This is a genomic window from Anabaena sp. FACHB-1391, from assembly GCF_014696755.1.
In the GTDB taxonomy this organism is placed as follows: Bacteria; Cyanobacteriota; Cyanobacteriia; order Cyanobacteriales; family Nostocaceae; genus Dolichospermum; species Dolichospermum planctonicum.
Genome location: NZ_JACJQS010000020.1, coordinates 1 through 22147, shown reverse-complemented (window position 1 = coordinate 22147; position 22147 = coordinate 1). Strand labels below are relative to the sequence as shown.

Genomic DNA, 22147 nt, shown 5'->3' with positions numbered 1-22147 from the left:
CGAGTTTATCGAATTACACTTCGCATAAAACTTCTAAACTTAAATAATGCCTGCAAAAACACTATAACACTATATATACCGGATATTAATTATTTTCTTATTTTTTTCCAAAGGCGACACCCGGATTTGAACCGGGGGTGAAGGTTTTGCAGACCCTTGCCTTACCACTTGGCTATGTCGCCGCGCCTACGATTACCTATGATAGCACTATTTTTTTCAATTTGCACTATTTGGGAGAAATTTTTTTAATTATGCTTTTGATTATGAATTTTTTTCACAGACTGGACAGACTGAAAGCCTGTCCAGTATTGGATTTTAGGGATTTAATTTGACTTCTTGGGCAAAATTCCCCCACCGCAGGAAGTAAAAAGGACCAGCGACCGAACCCCAAATATGCTCATCTGTTTCAGGATTTCGCCCTCTGTCGCGGCTGATGAACTTTTCACCATCAATTTCAAAATCACTATCCAAATAGGTTCTTTGCCCGTCACGGATGACAATGCAGCCTTTTCCTGGTTCGACTGTGCCTTTGAATTGGCTGCCAGTCCATTCTACAATCATGTTACAACCAGAAAGCTTTTCTAGGCGATCGCCTGTTAAAGTTTGTAACCGGGGTAAATCACGAGAAGCACCGTAAAAGTCTTTTTCTGCTTTGACTGTATAGTTTTCAATGTGGATTTTATCCCCTACTGTTGTCAGATGTAACACCCGCACGCGGTAGGGTTTATTCAGCATATAGTCGTAAGCTTGTTCTACAAACAAACTCACCCCTGATAATACCTCCCAATTCAGGGGACGCATACATACACGAATATGGGCAAAAAAAGCCGGATTCTCGAAAACTTGGGCTTGATTGCTAAAATCGGCCGCCATCCACCGTGCTAAGGTGGTAATATCTGTAGAATGAGTCATACTAATTTGGGATTTTGCATGAGGAATGCTTATGATTTTAAATCCTGATGAGGCTCAAGCTACATCTTGTATTGAGTTTATTTATCCGTATTTAACCGAAACGTCCAGAAACATAGTCACGGGTACGAGCATCTAAGGGACTACCAAAGATTTGATTGGTAGCACCAAATTCTACCATTTGACCGATGCGACTTTCATCGGTACTAAAAAATCCCGTGAAATCAGAAACACGGGTTGCTTGCTGCATATTATGGGTGACAATGACAATCGTAAATTCTGTTCGCAATTTGTGAATTAAGTCTTCCACTTTCATGGTAGCAATGGGATCGAGGGCTGAACAAGGTTCATCCATGAGTAACACCTTGGGTTTGACTGCTAAAGCCCTAGCGATACAAAGACGCTGCTGTTGTCCACCAGAAAGCCCAAAAGCAGATTGTTTTAGTTTATCTTTGACCTCATCCCAGAGGGCGGCACCTTTAAGCGCGGATTCCACAATTTCATCTAATTCTACTTTCGGACATCGGCCGGCAATTTTTACGCCGTAAGCAATATTTTCATAAATACTCATGGGAAAAGGGTTTGGTTTTTGGAATACCATGCCAATTTCCCGACGCAGACGATTGATATTAATGCGAGGGTCATAGATGTTTTGACCAAAAAATTCGATACTACCTTCAACTTTGACTTTTCCTTCTAATTCACTAATGCGATTAATAGTTTTGATGAATGTAGATTTACCACAACCACTAGGACCAATTAGTGCGGTAACTTGGTTTTTATAGATATCCAATGATATCCCTTGAATAGCTTTATAGTTGCCGTAGTAAAAGCTAAGATTTTTGACTTTGATCGCTGTGGTTAGATTACTCATAATTTAATGCAAGAAACGTTTTTAATTGGCTTTACTTTTCTGAGAGATTAAGCGAGATATCAAGCTAAAAAATAGCACTATGGTCAGAAGAATGATAGAAGTAGTCCAAACTAATTGGTTTACTGCTGGGTCGGGATTATTATAAAGATTAAAAATCAATACTGGTAACGAAGCAGTGGGACTGAATAAACTATCTGACCAATTTTGACTAAATAAAGCGGTAAAAATTAGTGGTGCGGTTTCACCAGCAGCGCGAGCTATGGCCAAGGAGATACCCGTAGTAATTCCGGGAATAGCAGCACTAATAATCACGCGAAAAGTAGTTTGGAAGCGAGTCCCCCCTAAAGCGGCGGATGCGAGACGCTGAGGTATAGGAATTAACTTTAAAGCCTCTTCTGTTGTCAATACTATCACTGGTAGCATGATCACAGCTAAAGCAAAACCTCCAGCAATGGCGCTAAATTGCTTAGTTATTAAAACAATCACACCATAAGCGAACATCCCCACCACAATTGAAGGTACACCCGTGATAATGCTAGTAATAAATCTAACATATTGAGCGACTGGGTTGGTTTGACTAAATTCCGCTAAGAAAATTCCCGTCATTACCCCCACAGGAATACTGAATAATGCACCAATGCTGACCATGAGTATAGTACCAAGAATAGCATTGGCAAAGCCATTTTCAATTAATGGACTAAATAACATCTCCAACCTAAAGCCAGAAAGTCCCCTTTGCAAAATTTCCCACAATATGGACAATAATGGTAGAAGTGCTAATGCAGTTAAACCAAAGGCCAGTCCGTTCATTAAGTATGTAAATACTTGTCTACTGGTAGGTAAGGGCTTGCATAATTCCGATGCTATGGATTGATCTATTTGATTTATTCGGGAATTGAAAGAATCACTCATAATTAACTTTAGATTTTGGATTTTGGATTTTGGATTTTGGAGATTTTAGATTTTAGACAGAAATTTTCATTCTTTCTTCTTCTTGACTCCTTTCATCTATTCTTTTTACCAACCCATTTAACTAATAAAACAGCCCCAATATTGACAGCTAGAGTTAACGCAAATAAAATTAAGCCTAAATAGCTTAACGAACCAATATGTAATCCTGGTTCAGCTTCGGCAAATTCATTAGCTAAAACGGCGGGGATTGTGTATGCTGGATCAAGTAAAGATAGTTTTATTTGAGCGTAATTACCAATTACCATGGTTACTGCCATTGTTTCCCCTAAAGCCCTACCAAGAGACAACATAGCCGCACTTACTAACCCGGAAAATCCTGCTGGTAATAACACCCGAAAAATTGTTTCCCAGCGAGTTCCTCCCAACGCCATAGATGAACTACGTAAATCCTTAGGAATGACCAACATTACATCACGAGAAATAGCTGCCATTGTGGGTAAAATCATAATGGAGAGAATAATTCCCGCTGTCAACATATTATTCCCCGCTGGATCTTCGGTATTAAATAGTGGTATGAATGCAAAAGTGCCACCTAACCATTTTTCCAAAGGTTTTATGACAGGAATAAATACAAAAATTCCCCATAAACCAATAATTACACTGGGGATAGCTGCAATTAGTTCTACCACAAAAGCGAGGGTACTTTTAACCGGAATGGGTAAGAAGTCCTCACTAGTTACTAAAGCTATGGATATACCCACGGGTACAGCTAGTAAGATGGCGATCGTACTACTTACCAGTGTTCCATAAATATAGGGCAACGCGCCGAAAATTTGATTACCTGTATCCCAATCTTGACTCCATAAAAAGCCCAGTCCGAATTGACCAATAGCCGGTTGTGCTTGCTGAAAAATTACCCAAGTCATCACAAATAGAATGGCTACAGTAATACCAGCAAAAATATACACCAGCCAGGTAAATCCTCTATCGAACCAGAAGTTAATACCACTGATCGATATTAAATCAATATTTCCATTATTTAAACTCAGTGAATTCTTATCCCGTTCTTCAAAGAAATTAGTCATAATTAATAACAGGTGGAGGAAATAAAAGGAATATACATTTTATAGGGTATTTGAAACAGGGTATTTGCAAAGTTTTAGTTAGTGATATTACTCCCCCCAGTCTCCCCAATGCTTTAGGAAGAGATTATTCCCTCCCCTTGACAAGGAAAGGGTGGGGTGTGCTACTTATAACTGTGTGTAAAAATTACTTGACAGTGCTATTTACAGTCTTTAATACACGATTGACAACATCACTGGGAATTTTAGTGTAGTTGAGGTCATCATTATATTGTTGACCGTCATTGAGAACCCAGTTAATCCATTTTTTAATTGCATCAGCTTTAGTAGGATTAGAATACTGTTTGTAAACCATCATCCAAGTTAAACCAACAATAGGATAACCTTGTTCTGGGTCTCCAATAAAAACGCGGTAGTTGTCAGGAAAAGTTACATTTGATAAAGCTGAGTTAGCAGATGCTAGGGAAGGAGCGACAAATTGTCTTTTCTTGTTTTGCACTTCTGCCGATTTTAGATTGTTTTTGGTAGCATAGTCATATTCAACATAACCAATAGATCCGGGATTGCTTTTCACCAATGCAGCTACCCCTGGATTTCCTTTACCTTTGAGGGCGTTTGGTAAAGTCCATCTGGGAGCAGTATTAGCACCAATTCTACCTTTGAAATAACCGCTAATAGAACTTAAATGGTTAGTAAAAATGAATGTTGTACCACTACCATCAGCGCGAACCACAAATTTAATTGGTTGATTTGGTAGATTTACACCAGGGTTATCCGCTTTAATTTTCGCGTCACTCCAGTTAGTAATTTTTCCAGAGAAAATATCTGGTAATGTAGTCCGAGATAATCTGAGGTTGTTGACACCAGGTACATTATAAACAACGGAAACAGCACCACCAGCAGTAGGTACTAAGATGACACCATTTTTAACTTTACCAATCTCATCATCTTTCATGGCTGCATCACTAGCACCAAAGTCCACAGTTCCCGCAATGGTTTGACGAATACCACCACCACTACCAATGGCTTGGTAATTAACTTTCAAATCAGGATATTTTTTCCTAACTTCACGGGCATATCTTTCGTAAAGAGGAGCGGGAAATGTTGCTCCTGCACCGTTCAAAGTCTGAGCTGATGCTATTTTACTCAAGACTGGACTTAACGCAACAGCCCCTGTTAATAGCGAAGTAGTAATAACACGATTCATCAAAACACTGGTTAAAAAAGTCATACTGCCTCTTAATTTTTAGAAATACCTGGCGAAAGCCAATTACATCTTGAACTAAGGGTGATTGCCTATGGTTAAGGATATATTAAATAAAAGTAAAGGAAAGTTTAAGCTATGTTTAAAATTATGCTGGTAACATCAATAAATGTAGAAACTAAAAGATAACCCATCTGATGATTTATTTATCATCGTAGTAAATTTTAAGTTGAAATTAAGTGAAAATTTTAACTTAATTGTGCTACAAGTTGATTTTCTACTAAAATAGTATTTGTTAAAAGGAAAGGGTGAGGGTGTGGTAGTTATGACTGTGTGTACAAAATTACTTGACAGTGCTATTTACAGTCTTTAATACACGATTGACAACATCACTGGGAATTTTAGTGTAGTTGAGGTCATCATTATATTGTTGACCGTCCTTGAGAACCCAGTTAATCCATTTTTTAATTGCATCAGCCTTAGTAGGATTAGAATACTGTTTGTAAACCATCATCCAAGTTAAACCAACAATAGGATAACCTTGTTCTGGGTTTCCAATAAAAACGCGGTAGTTGTCGGGAAAAGTTACATTTGATAAGGCTGAGTTAGCAGATGCTAAGGAAGGAGCGACAAATTGTCCTTTCTTGTTTTGCAATTCCGCCGATTTTAGATTGTTTTTGGTAGCATAGTCATATTCAACATAACCAATAGATCCGGGATTGCTTTTCACCAATGCAGCTACCCCTGTTCCTTTACCTTTGAGGGCGTTTGGTAAAGTCCATCTGGGAGCAGTATTAGCACCAATTCTACCTTTGAAATAACCGCTAATAGAACTTAAATGGTTAGTAAAAATGAATGTTGTACCACTACCATCAGCGCGAACCACAAATTTAATTGGTTGATTTGGTAGATTTGCACCAGGGTTATCCGCTTTAATTTTCGCGTCACTCCAGTTAGTAATTTTTCCAGAGAAAATATCTGGTAATGTAGTCCGAGATAATCTGAGGTTGTTGACACCAGGTAGATTATAAACAACCGAAACAGCACCACCAGCAGTAGGTACTAAGATGACACCATTTTTAACTTTAGCAATCTCATCATCTTTCATGGCTGCATCACTAGCACCAAAGTCCACAGTTCCCGCAATGGTTTGACGAATACCACCACCACTACCAATGGCTTGGTAATTAACTTTCAAATCAGGATATTTTTTCCTAACTTCACGGGCATATCTTTCGTAAAGAGGAGCGGGAAATGTTGCTCCTGCACCGTTCAAAGTCTGAGCTGATGCTATTTTACTCAAGACTGGACTTAACGCAACAGCCCCTGTTAATAGCGAAGTAGTAATAACACGATTCATCAAAACACTGGTTAAAAAAGTCATACTGCCTCTTAATTTTTAGAAATACCTGGCGAAAGCCAATTACATCTTGAACTAAGGGTGATTGCCTATGGTTAAGGATATATTAAATAAAAGTAAAGGAAAGTTTAAGCTATGTTTAAAATTATGCTGGTAACATCAATAAATGTAGAAACTAAAAGATAACCCATCTGATGATTTATTTATCATCGTAGTAAATTTTAAGTTGAAATTAAGTGAAAATTTTAACTTAATTGTGCTACAAGTTGATTTTCTACTAAAATAGTATTTGTTAATAAGTCTTCAATAGTCATTCTTAAAAACCTTTGTTCATCAACCTGAAAGTAAACTTTAATACGATCACTACCGGGAAAGCCAGGTGGTGTAAGTTTAGCAATTTTACTGGCTTCTGTGTTATCATTCAATGGTTTGACCATGGTTGCTGGACTATCAAGCTGACGAGTAATCAATCTATCTCCATCAAAATATACCTCTGTTGCACCGCTTTCTATTCCTAGTTCTCCAATAATTAATTCAATACTCGGTTGATTTTCAACAGAAGCACCCAAAGTTAATTCTACTGGTTGAGTCATGGGGTAAGGTTGTCCGGTTTTAATGATAGGATGCCAATGATGACGTTGATGACGACGATCCCAATAACGCACACCATAACTATGATAAAGATAGTCTTTAATTTCTATTCCTTGAGTTATTTGTAATGCTCCGTGAGCAATAGCTTCAAAAGGCAATTGACGACGGATTTTTTCTGGGTTAAAATATTGTTGTATCCATGTCTGTATTATTGGTAGTTGCACCGTTCCACCAACTAATAATACTGTATTAATATCATCAATTTCTATACCGTAATTTTGTCCTTGTTGTAATAGCGTCATCATCACACTATCCAGTTGAGCAAAAAATCCGTTTTCCCGTAAAATATTTTCTAGCGTATCACGATTCAGGTTCATTTCATAACTTGTAAAAGTCTGATCATCAAAATAAACTTCAGTAACTTGATCTTGAGTTGATAGCTGAATTTTTACCTTTTCTGCTAACCGCGCGGTCAATGAACTCACTGGTAGTCCTTGGCTTTTCGCAAAATAATCTACTATCCAGTTATCAATATCAGTTCCCCCCAGATTTTGCCCTGCTTTCGCCAAAACGCGGGCTGTTTTCGTTTTTTGTTTAGAATCTTCACTCAAATTTCTTTCACCCCATTTGAGCAGAAATCCCAGGGGTTTGTTTTTGGCTGGTGTTCCTTTATCTAAGCTGACTAAAGACAAGTCTAATGTTCCACCACCAAAGTCAACAACTAATAAAGTTCCTTTATCTGTTAAACCGTACCCTAAAGCCGCTGCGGTGGGTTCATCTAACATCCGTATCTGTTCTACTGGTAGTGATTGACAAACTTTGCCTAACCAGTGACGATAAGCTTCAAAACTGTCTACTGGTGCGGTCAAAACCAAGGAATCTATACTTCCTTCGATGATGGCTAATTCGGTAATTACTTGAGTTAAAAACCATTTTCCCACTAGTTCAAAAGTAATATTTTCATCATCAAGTTCGGGTAAAAACCCTTGGATATCTGCACCAATTCCCCGTTTAAAGTTTCGGAAAAATCTGGTATCAGTTTTCATGTCCAAACCGCGATCGCGTACCTGCTGACCTGCTATAATTTTACCTAAGCTGGCATTTTCTATGTACACTAAACTGGGAATTAATGGGGGGTTAAGATGCTGTTTTGTTGACAAACCAGGTAACTTGAGGGTTTCTGGTTGTTGGGTGACTGGGTTCCAACGAGTGATGACTGTATTACTTGTCCCAAAATCAATAGCGATCGCCATATTATTATAATAGTATATTTTATAATTTTATATTATTTCAGGAAATAGAGAATAGGGAATATTCCCGACTCAGCTGTTGTGTATTTAATTTGTATAAATTTGGCGGGCAAGAGTTGTACTGATCTGGCAATGCCCTGAGCTAGTTGAAGGGTCAAAGTATACCCACTCTACAAGATTTAACCATTTTAGGATTATACAATTTAGGTGCGTAACAGCTTATCAAACTATATCAGATAAAATTAGATAAAATTAGATAAAATTCCCACTATAATTATCCGGGTAGATGAGAAGAACTAGTGGATACTGTAACAGTAGATGCACCTTAATTAAACCATGACCCTCAGCTTTTAGTTAGTTGAGGGGATTTTTTTAATTTTTGGTGGTTATTTTAACAACTTTTCACCAGAAAGATCAAATATTTCATTTGAAAATAGAAGGCAACAAATTGGGCGCTAACCATGCAGCATAACCAATAAAACCAAACAGTAGCGTAATTAAAAGAGTGACAACATAGCTAATACACATGAGTAACCCATCCGATTCAATGGTAGCAACTGCCAGAAGTAAAATCCCCACGGTTGGGATAGGATTAGTGAAGGGAACGGGAGAAATCAACAATATTGTCAACCAAGAGATACACAGCCCGTTAAATCGCCAAATCCAAGGATGATTAGCCAATTTCTGGAATCGGGGACGGGCAATTTTTTCCAAAATTCTAGTAACCCGGCGCAAATTTTGTAAAATAATTTGGGCGAAAGCGTTAGGAAATTGATAGTTAGCGATTTTTTTCGGTAGCCAAGGTGTTCTTCTGCCTAAAACCATTTGCAGGGATAATAACAAGCAAGCACCGCCCAGGGGACTGCTTAATCCCGGTGGCATGGGAAACAAAAAGGGTAATACCAATAATGTAATTACCAGGCTAAAACCCCGTTCTGACGTTTCTAAGAGAATATCACCTAAAGTCAGAGGTTGTTCGCTTAAGCGTTGCAGTAGAGATTTAATTTCTTGAGAAAACCGTAGATTCATAGCTATGATTCAAGGTTGAGATGATTTTTGTGATGATGATTTCAGGTATCATCGAATAAATCATAACTATGATTGAGATAATTTTTGTGATGATGATTGTAATGTTATCAATATCCAGCAAAATTCAGAAGTGAAAATCCCTAACTGCCTGTTAAAATATGATCAAGTAAATCATGTCAATCAGATAAATCATAGTCAAGATTATACATCAGGAACGAAAATAGCGATCGCTTGAGGAATCACCCGAAAAATAGCGGGAGTATAGGTTGTGATTTCTCCATCAGTATTAATAGAATGGGGTTTGCGGGTATATACTGTAATTTCCTGACCATAAAGGGCGCGGACATTTGGCCATTGAATATGTCGCCCTCGACGCATGGCTGGAAGTAGGGGGAGAATTTGCCACCAATGATCCATTTCCAAACTATAAAGATCCAGTCTTTGGTCATCTATAGCAGCATCATGAACTACAGCCATACCACCACCATAATAACGGCCATTACCCACAGCAATCTGTACAGTTTTCACTAAAAATGATTGGTCATTGATGCGAATTTCTGCACTAAAAGGACGAGATTTCCAAATTACTTGCAACGCAATAACAGCATAGGCAAATATACCCCAACGGCGTTTAATTTCTTTAGTCAATTGTTGAGTAATATTCACACTCAACCCTAAACTAGCAACATTAAAGAAATACTTATTATTCACCCAACCTAAATCAATTCGTCGTAACTTTCCGGCTGCGATAATTTTACAAGCTTCCGGTAGAGAATTGGGAATAGCCAAAGTTCTTGCTAAATCGTTAGCAGTTCCTAAAGGTAAAATTCCCAAAGGTAATTGAGTCTCAATTATTGCCTCTATGGCAGCATTAAGTGTACCATCACCACCACCGATAATTACTAAATCTATTTCCTCTTGATAGTGGCGAATAAATTTACCTAATTGTGTAGCATCTTCGGTAGATTCTGCAATTATTGTTAAACCCAGGCGATTTAAACAATTTATTACTTCTTGGTACCGTTCTTGTCCTTGACGAGAATTACGATTTACTAACAATAGGGCGCGGGTACTCATTAGTAATTTCCTTTAATCACAATTCATCAGGTTACAATAAAAACGCTCCTGAATCTATGGGATTATTTCTCATAAACTTGGTGCGTTATATCGCGTATTTAATTTAATAGCCCCATTTTATCATTTTTTAGCGATGTTAACGCACCCTATATACTTTATTTCCGTAGGTTGGGTTTTCTCAAACCAACCTACATGACTACGTAACTAACCGACATCATCATGGGCGAAACGGTTAAACAAGAAATCTAAGGCATAATTTCGCAATTGATAATATTGCGGATCTTCCATAATTCTGGCTCTATCTCTAGGCCGAGAAAAAGGAATTTCCATCACTTCCCCAATTTTTGCATGGGGTCCATTGGTCATCATGACTAACTTATCCGCCAAAAATAAAGCTTCATCAATATCATGGGTAATCATCAAAACTGTACAACGATTATCACCCCAAATTTTCAACAATTCCTCTTGTAATTCTTCCTTGGTAATTGCATCTAACGCCCCAAAAGGTTCATCTAAAATTAGGACTTTGGGACGAATAGCTAAAGCCCTGGCAATAGATACCCTTTGTCTCATTCCTCCAGACATTTGCATGGGTTTTTTTTCCATTGCGTCCCCTAAACCCACCATAGCTAAATGTTCTCTGACAATAGCCCTTTTTTCTGCTTCTGGCTTAGTTGGATAAACTGCATTTACAGCTAAATAAATATTTTCAAAAGCTGTTCTCCAAGGTAATAACGCATAGTTTTGAAATACCACCATTCTATCTGGACCTGGTTTAGTAATTGGTTGTCCTTCTAATAAAACTTGTCCAGTGGTGGGAAAATTAAAACCAGAAACCATGTTTAATAACGTTGATTTACCGCAACCAGAATGGCCAATAACGCAAATAAATTCACCTTGTTCAACGTTGAGATTAACACCATCAAGAACGGTAAATGGTCCTTTTTTAGTGGGATAAACTTTACAAACTTCTTTAATTTGTAGGAAGGGTTGACGGTTAATTGTCTTGGTGGTTTTGAGGTTTTGCATTGTTTAGTAATTGGTAGAAGGTTTCGTGCAAACGAAAAAAGATGATTTTATGAGTTTTGTGGGATATCTCGTTCCCAGTCTCAGGCTGGGAATGCTGTCAAGAGGCTCTGCCTCTGGTGTAATTGAAGTATAATCGAAGGCAGATCCTTCCGTAATTAATTTCCATACAGAATATGGGAACGAGAAAAGATGATTTTGTTAGTTTTGTGGGATGGGCGAGAAAAGATGATTTTGTTAGTTTTGTGGGATGGGCATCTTGCCCGTCCTGTCCACCCCACAAGATTTTGATTTTCCTGGATTTTTGGGCGGACAGGATGTCCACCCCACAAGATTTTGATTTTCCTGGATTTTTGGGCGGACAGGATGTCCACCCCACAAGATTTTGATTTTCCTGGATTTTTGGGCGGACAGGATGTCCACCCCACAAGATTTTGATTTTCCTGGATTTTTGGGCGGACAGGATGTCCACCCCACAAGATTTTGATTTTCCTGGATTTTTGGGCGGACAGGATGTCCACCCCACAAGATTTTGATTTGCCTGGATTTTTGGGCGGACAGGATGTCCACCCCACAAGATTTATTGTGATTTAAGCTGCGGTTTTTCTGGGGGCTTCTAAAACGACTTCAGCTATGGAGAAATCCCGTTTAATTTCTAGGTCGTTAAGATAGCTAATGGGATCATCGGCGTTAAAGGGTTTATGATCAAATAGTTGAATGGGTTGACGGGTATAACTGATATCTAAACCTAGTTCTCTGGCTGCTGTACTAAAAACACGCACTCGACACACTCTTTCAACTATTTCTACCCAATTTCTAGGGAAGGGAGTATCACCCCACCGCGCTAATTGAGTCATAATCCAAATTTGTTCGGTGCGACTAGGGCGATTAATAGCAGAGTCGGAATAAAATTGATGATGGGCATATTCTCGCATGGGATGATCTAAGTCACAGGTAGCGTTATTTGGATCTTCAATTTGGATATAATCAATGTCTGTACTGACATATTCCCGACTTGCTAAAATTTGCCGCACTTCTTGGGCGTTATCAGGATTTGCACAATATTGGCAGGCTTCTAACAAGGCTTTGGTTAAAGCAATATGGGTGTTAGGATAAGTTTCTGCCCAGTCTTCTCTTACTCCTAAAACTTTGCCAGGGTGTCCTAACCAAACTTCTAAATCTGTAGCAATGGTAAAGCCTGAACCTTCTACCGCAGCCCGATAATTCCAAGGTTCACCTACACAATAACCGTCAATGGTTGCACCTTTTAAATCTACTACCATTTGGGCAGGAGGAATATTTTTCATATCTACGTCAATGTCGGGATCAATTCCTCCTGCTGCTAACCAATAACGGAGAAGTAAATTGTGCATTGATGCGGGATGAACTACACCCATTCTATGTTGTTGGTCACGGGTTTTTAGTAGGTAGTTTTTGAAGTCTGATAAACTGTGGACTCCGGCATCATAAAATCTTTTTGCTAAGGTAATGGCGTTACCATTGCGAGTCATTGTTAAGGAGGTAACAACTGGCAAAGGTTCGTTTTTATGCCCGCCTAAAGATAACCACATTGGCATTCCAGAGGGCATTTGGGCTGCATCTAAATAACCACCAGTCATCCCATCCACAATTCCCCGCCAACTGCTTTCTCTGACTAAATTAACTTCGTCTAAACCATGTTTAATAAAGAAGCCTTTTTCTTTGGCTATAGCCAGGGGGGCGCAAGCGGTAAGGGGTAGAAAACCAATTTCTAAATTAACTTTTTCTAAGCCATGACGGACAACTGCTGCGGTTTTTCTGGCGCGGATTTTCTTAACACGTTTTTGTTGGTTAAGGAAGTAAATCATTTCACTTCGCAAACTGTAGTAACTAGGATGTTCTACGACTTCCATTCGTTTACGAGGTCGGGGAATATCAACTTCTAAAATATCCCCAATTTTCGATTCGGGTCCGTTAGTTAACATGACAATTCTATCGGATAACAAAACGGCTTCATCTACATCATGGGTCACCATAACGGCGGTAACTTGATTTTCTTCACAAATTTGCATTAATTGTTCTTGCAAATTACCGCGAGTTAATGCGTCTAATGCCCCGAATGGTTCGTCTAATAATAATAGTTTAGGCCGAATTGCCAAAGCGCGGGCTATAGCTACCCGTTGTTTTTGTCCCCCTGATAACATTCCTGGTTGTTTATCAGCATGGGGACGCAAACCTACCATATCTATATGTTTTTCGATAATGGCTTTACGTTCTGCTTCTGGCATTCCATTTAATACTGAATCTACTGCTAAGGCAATATTTTCTCTGACTGTGCGCCAAGGTAAAAGGGAATAGTTTTGAAATACTACCATTCTATCAGGACCTGGTTTTTTAATCCTTTGTCCTTCTAAGGTTACTAAACCTTCTGTGGGTAAATCTAACCCGGCAATCATATTTAAAAGGGTTGATTTACCACAACCGGAGTGACCAATTAGGGAAATAAATTCGCCTTTTTTAATTTGCAAATCAATACCTTTAAGGGCGATATATTGTCCACCACCAGTTAATTCAAAGACTTTATTAATTTGATCAACGGCAACAAATACTGACATAGTTTTAATGATTGGTAATGGGTAATGGGTAATGGGTAATGGGTAATGGGTAATTTATTTACTAACGACCAATAACTAATGACTATTTTTGTTCTGGTAAAATCCAGTTTTGTAACCAAGCCATGAGTTTATCTAGAATTAAGCCAACAACACCGATATAAACTAGTGCTAAAATGACTTCACTCACGTTGTTATTTTGATAAGCATCCCAGATAAAAAAGCCAATTCCCACAATACCAGACATAACGATTTCTGCGGCAATAATTGCTAACCAAGCTAAACCAATGGCAATTCTTAAACCTGTGAAAATGTATGGTAGTGCTGAAGGAATTAAGATGTTAAAGAAATACTCTTTTTTAGAAAGTTGCAGAACTTTAGCGACGTTGTTGTAATCTTGGGGAATTTGAGTTACACCCACCGCAGTGTTAATTAAAATCGGCCAAATTGCGGTGATGAAAATTACGAATAATGCCGCTGGTTCGTTTTGTCTTAAAGCTGCTAAGGAAATAGGCACCCAAGCTAAGGGCGGTACTGTTCTTAATAACTGAAATAGAGGATCTAATGCTTTAGATATGGTTTTATTGACACCAATTAAAACTCCTATGCCAATGCCAACAATTGCTGCTAATGTATAGCTAATAGCCACCCGTTGCAGACTAGCAAAGATTTGCCAAAATAGCCCTTTGTCTGTTCCACCTTTATCATAAAATGGGTACAAAATCAAAATCCAAGTATCTTGAATAACTTGAATTGGTCCTGGTAATGTTGCCCCTGGTGTCCAAGAAAATATTTGCCAAATAGTCAGAAATATAGCAATTGCAATAGCAGGAGGTGCAAGTTCGGGAAATTGTTTTTGCAAACTTGATAAAAAGCTATTTTCAAATTTAGAACTGTTGGCGCGTTTTTGGGCTAATGTCATGAATTTTTCCTCGAATTTACTAATGACTAATGACTAATGACTAAATACCAGCTTTTTTGATTTTCAAACTCTTGAGATATTCTTCGGGGTTTTCAGGATCAAATTTAATCCCATCAAAAAATGTTTCTACTCCACGAGATGTACTACTGGGAATATCGGCCGCAGCTATTCCTAATTCTTTGGCTGCCTCTTGCCAAATATCTTCCCGGTTGACTTTTTTGATTAATTCTTTGGCTTTGGCTGCACCATTAGTAATGTAATCTTTGGGCAAAAATCCCCAACGTACATTTTCTGTGATAAACCATAAATCGTGACTTTGGTAAGGATAGGAAACACTACCTTTTTGGTCTTTCCAGTAATAAGCAGCCATTGATTTATCATCAATTTTTCGACCATCCCCCATGTCATATTTACCTTGGTAGGGATTAGCTAAAACTGCTGGTGAAGATAAACCAAAGTATTTTTTGGCGGCGAGAATTTGCGCTGCTTCTTGGCGATTTTCAAATTTATCTAGCCATTGCTGGGCTTCCATTATTCCTTTTAATAAGGCTTTTGTGGCTTTGGGATTTTGATCAACCCAATCACCTCTCATGGCAAAATATTCTTCGGGGTGATTTTTCCAAATTTCGGCGGTTAATGCGGCCATAAAACCGATTTTGTCATTAACTAAGCGGAATGGCCAAGGATCACCAGTGCTAAAAGCATCCATTGTCCCGGTTTTCATGTTGGCGACGGTTTGCGCCGCAGGTACTGTTAATAATTTGACATCTGTGTCTGGGTCAATGCCACTGGCTGCTAACCAGTACCGAAGCCATAGGTCTTGGTTAACATGAGGGAAGGTAAAGGCTGCTGTAAAGGGTGTGTTGGCTGATTTGAGTTGGGATAATAGGGGTTTAGCAGTATCCAGTTTTAAGCTAATTCCTTTCCCTAGATGTTTGTTAGCGATCGCAATTCCGTTACCATGAGTAATTAACTGCGCTAAAACATACATGGGTATAGGTTTATTTCCTTTAGTAATTAAACCTTCTGTAATCAAGTGCGGCATGGGCATTTGCCATTGACCACCATCAATACCACCCCCTTGAGAACCAATTTCGAGGTTATCCCTGGCTGAACCCCAAGAAGCTTGTTTAGAAAGTTCTACTTCTGTCATCCCATATTTAGCAAAAAAGCCTTTTTCTTGGGCAATAATTAATGGTGCTGATTCAACTATGGGAATATATCCCAGTTTGGCTTTTGTAATTTCGGGTTTTTGTTCTGGTTTAATATTAGCTACTGTTTGAATAGAGGATTTTGTACCACTATTGCCTGTTTCTGGTGGATTTCCTAAACAGCCTTTGAGTAAAACTGCACTGGCTGAAATTCCAGCAGTGACAATAAATTTACGCCGAGAAACTTGGTTAAAAAATTCTGTCATTATATCTCCTTACATCACAATTTATTTTTCTAACCATGAAAATATGGACAAAGAAAATAAATCATTTCTTTGCTTTATTATTCAAATTTCCAGTTATATCTAGGTATTAAAAATAGACCCTTTTGAGAGTAAAAGGGGTTAGTTTATATACTTAGTAATAAACGTGGTTTAATTTCTGAGCCTGGGGTGATCAAGTATCACTTGGCTAGTAAAAACTAGTTTACAGTGTTCGTGATCAAAGTGATCATTTCTCAACTGGAATTATTAAACAAATATTTAATTGGATACATAAGTAAAAACTTATCTATTAACCTGAAACCTACGAAATGACTCTAATATATAGATTATTTTCTATGATAATAATATCAATATCCCTGACTTCTTAGATAAGTCGGGGATCTGAACCTCTCAATGTGGAAAAATCAAATATTATTCCTATATATTTCCTATATATTAAGTAGGATGTGTTACGGCTAGACAATATTGGGGAGTTTGAGAGATTAATTATTAGCCGTAACGCACCGATACATCAGGCGTGTTAAGTTAAAACTGTTACCCTTTTAATATCTCTACAGTACCCTTGTATCCATCAATTCGGACTTGTTGACCATCCTGGAGTATATATGTAGCATTATGTACGTCCATGACAGCAGGAATACCGTATTCACGGGCGATAATTGCCCCGTGGGAAAGTTTACCACCTGCTTCGGCAATTAACCCCCCAGCTTGAACTAGAACAGGGACCCAACCGGAATCTGTATAAGGGACAACAAGGATAGTGTTTTTATCAATATCATGGACTGTTTGTAAAGTTCGTAACACTTTTACCTGTCCTTGAATTTGTCCAATACTTGCTGGAATACCTAACAATATATTATCAGCGGGATTAATGACAGGAGTGATAGGTTGAGGCGGGTTATAACCGTAAACAACGGGGGGAATTTGGGGAATTTGACTATCTTGGAGAAATTGCGATCGCCTGTGTGCTATTAATTCCAATAGGCGATTTCTGATCGCTTCATCTGAATAGATCACTAAATGGCGAATTTCATCTAACTCCAAAAAGAAGATGTCTCCTGGCTGTAATAACAGCCCAGACTGAAGCCAAATCTGTTCTAAGCCCAAAAATGTCCAACGTAATTCAGCCAACAAGCGGGAATAAACTTCCGTCACCCTACCTTTAAGATTCACTCGTTTTTGGGCTAAATTTAAATTTTTCTGTTGGCGACGAGAATCATCTAAATTTGGGATTTCCCCTGCTTTGATTAATTGCACAAACAATTGTCTAACTGGTTGGGGATTTTCTAGCCAAGTGGGAACGGAAATATCTGTACCTACTTCGCTTAAATAACCATAATCCTGAATTAATTCGTCAAATTCAGATAAAATCCTTTCTCCAGCCGTCGTTTTTGCTAATTGCTCAAATATTTTTTCTGGTTCACAATTGTAGTCAATATGATCATCATCTAAGATTTGTTTAGCATCGGCGGCTAGAAAACTCATGGCTCTTAATGATGCTACCTCTGGGGTGACACTGTTATCAATTTTTTCGGATTTGATGCCCAAAAGCGATTGACGGATAGCTGCACTCAAAGGGGCTAAAATACTGTAGTAAGTACCTTGGCGGAGTAAATCAAGAATTAAGTCTATTCTAGTTAATAACTGATCTATTGACAATTCGGCAATGACAATGTTGGATAATTCTGTTAATGCCGGAATAAAAACTTGACGATAATCCGATTTAAAGTCTTTTTCTAAGTCAATTTCTCGTTTCAGCAACCTTGTTAGTCCAGGTAAATTAGCCAAAGTAGAATTTAGAGGAGGTTTAGTCATGGTTGCACCTCTAGTTAAAAAGTCCAGACTTTCTGGGGGTAATCCCATGGCTAAAAAGATTTCTCCTAACAAAGAAGCATTAAAATAAGCTCTAGAGTAGTGTAGTGTGGCTGTTTTAGCGAAATCTAAGTTTTTAGCACGTTCACCTAAAACGATAGTAAAAATTTCTCCCCACACACCACAGGTTAAAGGGTAATTAATAGACCAGGTTAAAGGATGAATAACTCCAGGAATCACTTCTGCGGCAATTTTTCTAGTCCAAATTGGTAAGAGTGTAGTGATAGGTCTTGACTGTAATACCCACAGGTTTTGACCATCATAACTCCATTCTATATCTTGGGGAATACCTAAATAACGTCTTTCTAAACGACGGGCTAAATATGCAACTTGTTTAATTAATGCTTGGGGTATTTTACCATGGCCGTGAAATTCTAGAAAAGATAACTTTTCATCACTAGCAATTACTACTTGATATTGTTCTGGTGTGATTTTTCCTGATACAATTTGAGTAGGACTACCCGATACAGCTTCGATAACTACGGCTTCACCTTGTTGAGAAATAGGATCTCGACTGAAGGCCACGCCAGAAAATACGCTTTGAACTTGTTGTTGAATGAGTACCCCCATGGCGGCTTCTTTTAAATTACGATGACGACGGTATTCGACGGCACTGGGGTGATTATAAGAAGCTTGGACTTGGGCTATGGCTTGTCGAAGTTCTGCTTTGTTGGTAACGTTTAAGATAGTTTCATACTGTCCCGCAGCGGAGGCTTGTTGGGAGTCTTCGCCAATAGCGGAAGAACGGACTACCAAGGGTGAAAGTGGGGACGGTTGCAGAAATTCAATTAACTGGGTAGGATCATCATCAGGAGCTAATACCCAACCTTTAGGAACTGAATAACCCCAACGTTTAATTTGCGATAATGTAGCGGATTTAGCTCCCACCACTTCCCCATCTAATTCTTCCTCTAGGGTGATAATCCTATCCTCATTATTGCTTAAATATTGCATCATTCCCAGAGATTGTGGAGATGCTCCCTCGACGGGGAGGTGAAGATCGTCGGGAATTTGGCTATAAATCCAGTAGATTAACCCCGATAAGGCAAAGGCGGCAATGATTCTGGATAAATCCTCTGAATGGAGGATACCCACAACTAGGGGAAACATTACCAATACCCCTAGTTTAATTGTTTCTTGAGAACGAGTGATCAAAAAACCAATAGCTGCAAGTAAGCCGACCAATGCAGTTACTAACGGATCATGTACCACTAATCCCCAGGAGACGTTTGTGATTCCCGCGCCTTTAGTTGTGACGTATCTACCGACAACTAAGCCGATTAAAGCAATAATTTCCCAGACTGGTTGTGAAGGAAAAAAGTATTGGGCAATTGTGACAACAGCAATGCCCTTAGTTGCTTCTGAAATTACGGACAAAATTCCCGCTAATTTTCCACCATGATAAAAGGCGGCTGCAACGCTAATATTTCCTGTACCGACATTAGCTAACCACTTTCTACTCACGGCATAAGTAATCCAAGGAATTAGCGGTATTGCCCCTAACAGTGGACAAACAATTAAAATAATTAAGATCCCCAAAAAATTAATCATTATTTTCTGATTTAAAATTTAAAATTTGATGACACACTCCAAGTTTGTTATTAACAAAAATGAATATTTATATGATATAGGAAACAAAAGAGCAAATAGAAGTTTTGCCCTCTTGTCTCCTAAATGTTATGCAAAGAATCTAACCTATTGCATAAGCGAAATTAAGCGCCCAAAGGATCAGTCCAGCAATTGATCCTAAAAGTACCACGGTGGAGATTGTAATCAGTTTAGGTGAATCTGCACCTTCAAATTTCATGATTCCGCGATTTAAATCGGACATTGTTTTTAAGCCTCCTTGACTGTATGGCTAGTCTGTCCGTTATGATTTTAGTCTTTCTGTTGGCCAATGATGTTAAATTCTTCTTATATTTTCCTTGAGGTTGACAACAGTGAAAAAAGAACAGGGAAAAGGAGTAAGAGTGAAACCCTCAACCAAGCTGAGAACTAAAATAGCGACTGATAATGGTGATAACTGCTCTGAGACGAGAAATTGGCTTTATCAGTTCCCATGACATGAGATCAAAACTCGTTAGCATCTGAGTTATTTTGTCAAAGCCAAGTAAAAAAGTTCATAAAGGGGATAGATAACCGACTTTTTAGAAAGGCCGATTATCGCAGAATTAAATATTATATTTTTTTAGATTAATTTTCTCTAATCCAAAGTGCTAAACCACCTCCACGTCCACGGGCAGCGATTATATCTTCAGTCACTAAAAAGAAAGCAAAAAAGGGTAATTTAGCTATAGGTTGATCATAAAAATCTTCACGTTCAACCTGACCAAAACGAATTTGTTTATTGATAAATATCCAATTAAATGAACTAATTTGTAGTTGGATAAAATCAAAAGCCAATAAGTTCTTTTTTCCTAAGTATTTTGTTAGTCCTGTTAATTTCAATAAAATCGCTCCCAATTGTATTTGATTAGTAATTTCCCCTGTTCCTAAAGCCCCATCTTTGCTAGGATTAAAGCACAGCAGAATTTTTATAAATTTCGGCATATACCAGCCCTTACCTAAAATAATTCCGCCTCGGTTTCTGACTTTTTTAGTACCAGTAGCAAAACAAAGTCGCCATTTACCGTTGAGAGATTCAAAGGGATAATTTAACTTTTGCACCTTGGCGGTTTTTTCCGCTTCTAGCAGCGCATTTACGACTATTTCAGCTGGGGGAACTTGATTTCCTTCTCGATAAGCAGCAGCGGCACGGGATAAGGTATTCATGAAATCAGAGGTGGAGTTAGATATTAAATTAGTTGTCATACAAGTATTGTTGATGTAAGTATTGCTATATTTTTTCATAAAGTAACTAAATTGTAACGTTTATTGAATTATCTTCTTGATCAGAGTACAATGAATACAGGATTTTAGCTAAAATTCTAGTAACTGGAAACTCAAATAATTGTCTGTGGTTTGGGAAGTGTAATAACTCACCTAGAGACGCAATGAGGTGGAATAATGGATACTAAAAAACTCCTGAAGTCATATAAATCAGGAGAGAGGAATTTCCCGGGGATAAATCTGCACCAAGCTAAGTTAAGTCATGTTGATTTGAGGGGAATAAATTTAGAAGCGGCGGATTTAAGTGGTGCGGATCTTAGTCAAACAAATTTGAGTGGTTGTAACCTCAGTAGAGCGAATTTAACTAATGCTGATTTAAGTAGGGCAAATTTGCAAAGTGCGAACTTAAGCGAAGTTAACTTAATTGGTGCTGATTTAGTTAAAGCCAACCTCGAGAAAACTAACCTGAGTGCTGCTGATTTACGAACTGCAAATTTAACCTTAGCAAACTTAGTAAATGCAAACCTGAGTCAAGCGGAAATCAGTGGTGCTGACTTTAGTGGCGCAAATCTCCATAACACAAATTTAATTGATAGTAATATCAATGAAGCAGAATTTATGGGAGTTGATTTAACAACAACAATTATGACAGAATTGGAGATAACAGGAGAAATTCTGCATATAGGTTTATCTCATAAATGGGTAACTTGGGCTGGTAGTTATTGATATTTTGACAAGTTCAAAATCAATAATACACCAATTGAAAAAAGAATCAAATAGATTTATATAGGCGGAATTTACCCGCCTTTTATTTGAAAATAAATAAACAATTAACTTATAATTTTCATATACCTTTAATTCTTTACTCTCTTCTCTGGGTAAGATACAAAAATATAGTTCATTTATTTAAAAATATTCATAAATAGCAGATGATATTTTTAAAAAAAAGTAAAATGTCCGCGAAAGCGGACACTTTTAGGGCTTCTGTCACTTTTATTGGCTACAATCATGTCTGGAACATGATGTTTTTATTGTTGATGATCAGAATCAAAAAATCAAGTCTTTTTCAGATACAGCACTTCCCGGTGTTATGAGGTACAGTAACAACAATTAGTGAACCAATTTTTTAAATGTTGAGGATTCATCAAATCGAGAGCAACAGAAATAACTTTATCAACTATTTC

Annotated in this window: 18 protein-coding genes and 1 tRNA gene; 2 read left to right on the top strand and 17 right to left on the bottom strand. The window is 38.1% G+C overall.

Annotated elements, in window-relative coordinates:
• Positions 1 to 111: 111 nt before the first annotated feature.
• From H6F62_RS11385 to H6F62_RS11335, 11 genes are all read right to left on the bottom strand, one after another.
• A tRNA-Cys gene (locus tag H6F62_RS11385) sits at positions 112 to 182 on the bottom strand.
• Between the two features lie 133 nt (positions 183 to 315).
• The gene (locus H6F62_RS11380) at positions 316 to 912 is read right to left on the bottom strand and encodes a chromophore lyase CpcT/CpeT (protein WP_190372097.1); all 597 of its coding nucleotides are present in this window, start codon (positions 910 to 912) and stop codon (positions 316 to 318) included.
• Positions 913 to 1003: 91 nt separating this feature from the next.
• On the bottom strand, positions 1004 to 1783 hold the full coding sequence (pstB, locus tag H6F62_RS11375; RefSeq protein WP_190372096.1) for a phosphate ABC transporter ATP-binding protein PstB: 780 nt from the start codon (positions 1781 to 1783) through the stop codon (positions 1004 to 1006).
• 21 nt (positions 1784 to 1804) lie between these two features.
• On the bottom strand, positions 1805 to 2695 hold the full coding sequence (gene pstA, locus H6F62_RS11370; RefSeq protein WP_190372095.1) for a phosphate ABC transporter permease PstA: 891 nt from the start codon (positions 2693 to 2695) through the stop codon (positions 1805 to 1807).
• Positions 2696 to 2787: 92 nt separating this feature from the next.
• Complete coding sequence (pstC, locus tag H6F62_RS11365) at positions 2788 to 3780, bottom strand: phosphate ABC transporter permease subunit PstC (RefSeq protein WP_137909306.1); 993 nt, start codon at positions 3778 to 3780, stop codon at positions 2788 to 2790.
• A gap of 184 nt (positions 3781 to 3964) precedes the next feature.
• Positions 3965 to 5008: a phosphate ABC transporter substrate-binding protein PstS gene (gene pstS, locus H6F62_RS11360; protein WP_190372094.1), complete on the bottom strand. Its 1044-nt coding sequence runs from the start codon at positions 5006 to 5008 to the stop codon at positions 3965 to 3967.
• A 316-nt stretch (positions 5009 to 5324) separates the two neighbouring features.
• Positions 5325 to 6365 (bottom strand): phosphate ABC transporter substrate-binding protein PstS, encoded by a 1041-nt coding sequence (pstS, locus tag H6F62_RS11355; protein WP_190372093.1) that lies wholly within the window; start codon positions 6363 to 6365, stop codon positions 5325 to 5327.
• A 221-nt stretch (positions 6366 to 6586) separates the two neighbouring features.
• On the bottom strand, positions 6587 to 8185 hold the full coding sequence (locus H6F62_RS11350) for an Hsp70 family protein (RefSeq protein ID WP_190372092.1): 1599 nt from the start codon (positions 8183 to 8185) through the stop codon (positions 6587 to 6589).
• 420 nt (positions 8186 to 8605) lie between these two features.
• Complete coding sequence (locus H6F62_RS11345; RefSeq protein WP_190372091.1) at positions 8606 to 9211, bottom strand: exopolysaccharide biosynthesis protein; 606 nt, start codon at positions 9209 to 9211, stop codon at positions 8606 to 8608.
• A gap of 201 nt (positions 9212 to 9412) precedes the next feature.
• Positions 9413 to 10288: a lipid kinase gene (locus H6F62_RS11340; RefSeq protein WP_137909310.1), complete on the bottom strand. Its 876-nt coding sequence runs from the start codon at positions 10286 to 10288 to the stop codon at positions 9413 to 9415.
• Positions 10289 to 10492: 204 nt separating this feature from the next.
• Positions 10493 to 11317, bottom strand: a complete 825-nt coding sequence (locus H6F62_RS11335) for a nitrate ABC transporter ATP-binding protein (RefSeq protein WP_137909311.1) — start codon at positions 11315 to 11317, stop codon at positions 10493 to 10495.
• A gap of 173 nt (positions 11318 to 11490) precedes the next feature.
• Between H6F62_RS11335 and H6F62_RS11330 the strand changes: the two genes are divergently transcribed.
• Positions 11491 to 11703 carry a hypothetical protein gene (locus H6F62_RS11330; protein ID WP_190372090.1) on the top strand — a complete coding sequence of 71 codons (213 nt, stop codon included), beginning with the start codon at positions 11491 to 11493 and terminating at the stop codon, positions 11701 to 11703.
• Between the two features lie 201 nt (positions 11704 to 11904).
• Here the strand turns inward: H6F62_RS11330 and H6F62_RS11325 are convergent, their stop codons facing one another.
• The 6 genes from H6F62_RS11325 to H6F62_RS11300 all read right to left on the bottom strand — a co-directional run bounded on the left by H6F62_RS11325 (position 11905) and on the right by H6F62_RS11300 (position 20945).
• Positions 11905 to 13908, bottom strand: a complete 2004-nt coding sequence (locus H6F62_RS11325; RefSeq protein WP_137907800.1) for a nitrate ABC transporter ATP-binding protein — start codon at positions 13906 to 13908, stop codon at positions 11905 to 11907.
• 82 nt (positions 13909 to 13990) lie between these two features.
• A complete protein-coding gene (gene ntrB / locus H6F62_RS11320; RefSeq protein ID WP_137907801.1) occupies positions 13991 to 14827 on the bottom strand; it encodes a nitrate ABC transporter permease in 837 nt (278 codons plus the stop codon).
• Between the two features lie 40 nt (positions 14828 to 14867).
• Positions 14868 to 16244, bottom strand: a complete 1377-nt coding sequence (locus H6F62_RS11315; RefSeq protein WP_190372089.1) for a CmpA/NrtA family ABC transporter substrate-binding protein — start codon at positions 16242 to 16244, stop codon at positions 14868 to 14870.
• Positions 16245 to 16796: 552 nt separating this feature from the next.
• Complete coding sequence (locus H6F62_RS11310) at positions 16797 to 19685, bottom strand: glycerol-3-phosphate acyltransferase (RefSeq protein ID WP_190372088.1); 2889 nt, start codon at positions 19683 to 19685, stop codon at positions 16797 to 16799.
• 139 nt (positions 19686 to 19824) lie between these two features.
• Positions 19825 to 19965 carry a hypothetical protein gene (locus H6F62_RS11305; protein WP_168358921.1) on the bottom strand — a complete coding sequence of 47 codons (141 nt, stop codon included), beginning with the start codon at positions 19963 to 19965 and terminating at the stop codon, positions 19825 to 19827.
• A 362-nt stretch (positions 19966 to 20327) separates the two neighbouring features.
• The gene (locus tag H6F62_RS11300) at positions 20328 to 20945 is read right to left on the bottom strand and encodes a hypothetical protein (RefSeq protein WP_190372087.1); all 618 of its coding nucleotides are present in this window, start codon (positions 20943 to 20945) and stop codon (positions 20328 to 20330) included.
• A 195-nt stretch (positions 20946 to 21140) separates the two neighbouring features.
• Between H6F62_RS11300 and H6F62_RS11295 the strand changes: the two genes are divergently transcribed.
• On the top strand, positions 21141 to 21689 hold the full coding sequence (locus H6F62_RS11295) for a pentapeptide repeat-containing protein (protein ID WP_137907805.1): 549 nt from the start codon (positions 21141 to 21143) through the stop codon (positions 21687 to 21689).
• The last annotated feature ends 458 nt before the right edge of the window (positions 21690 to 22147 follow it).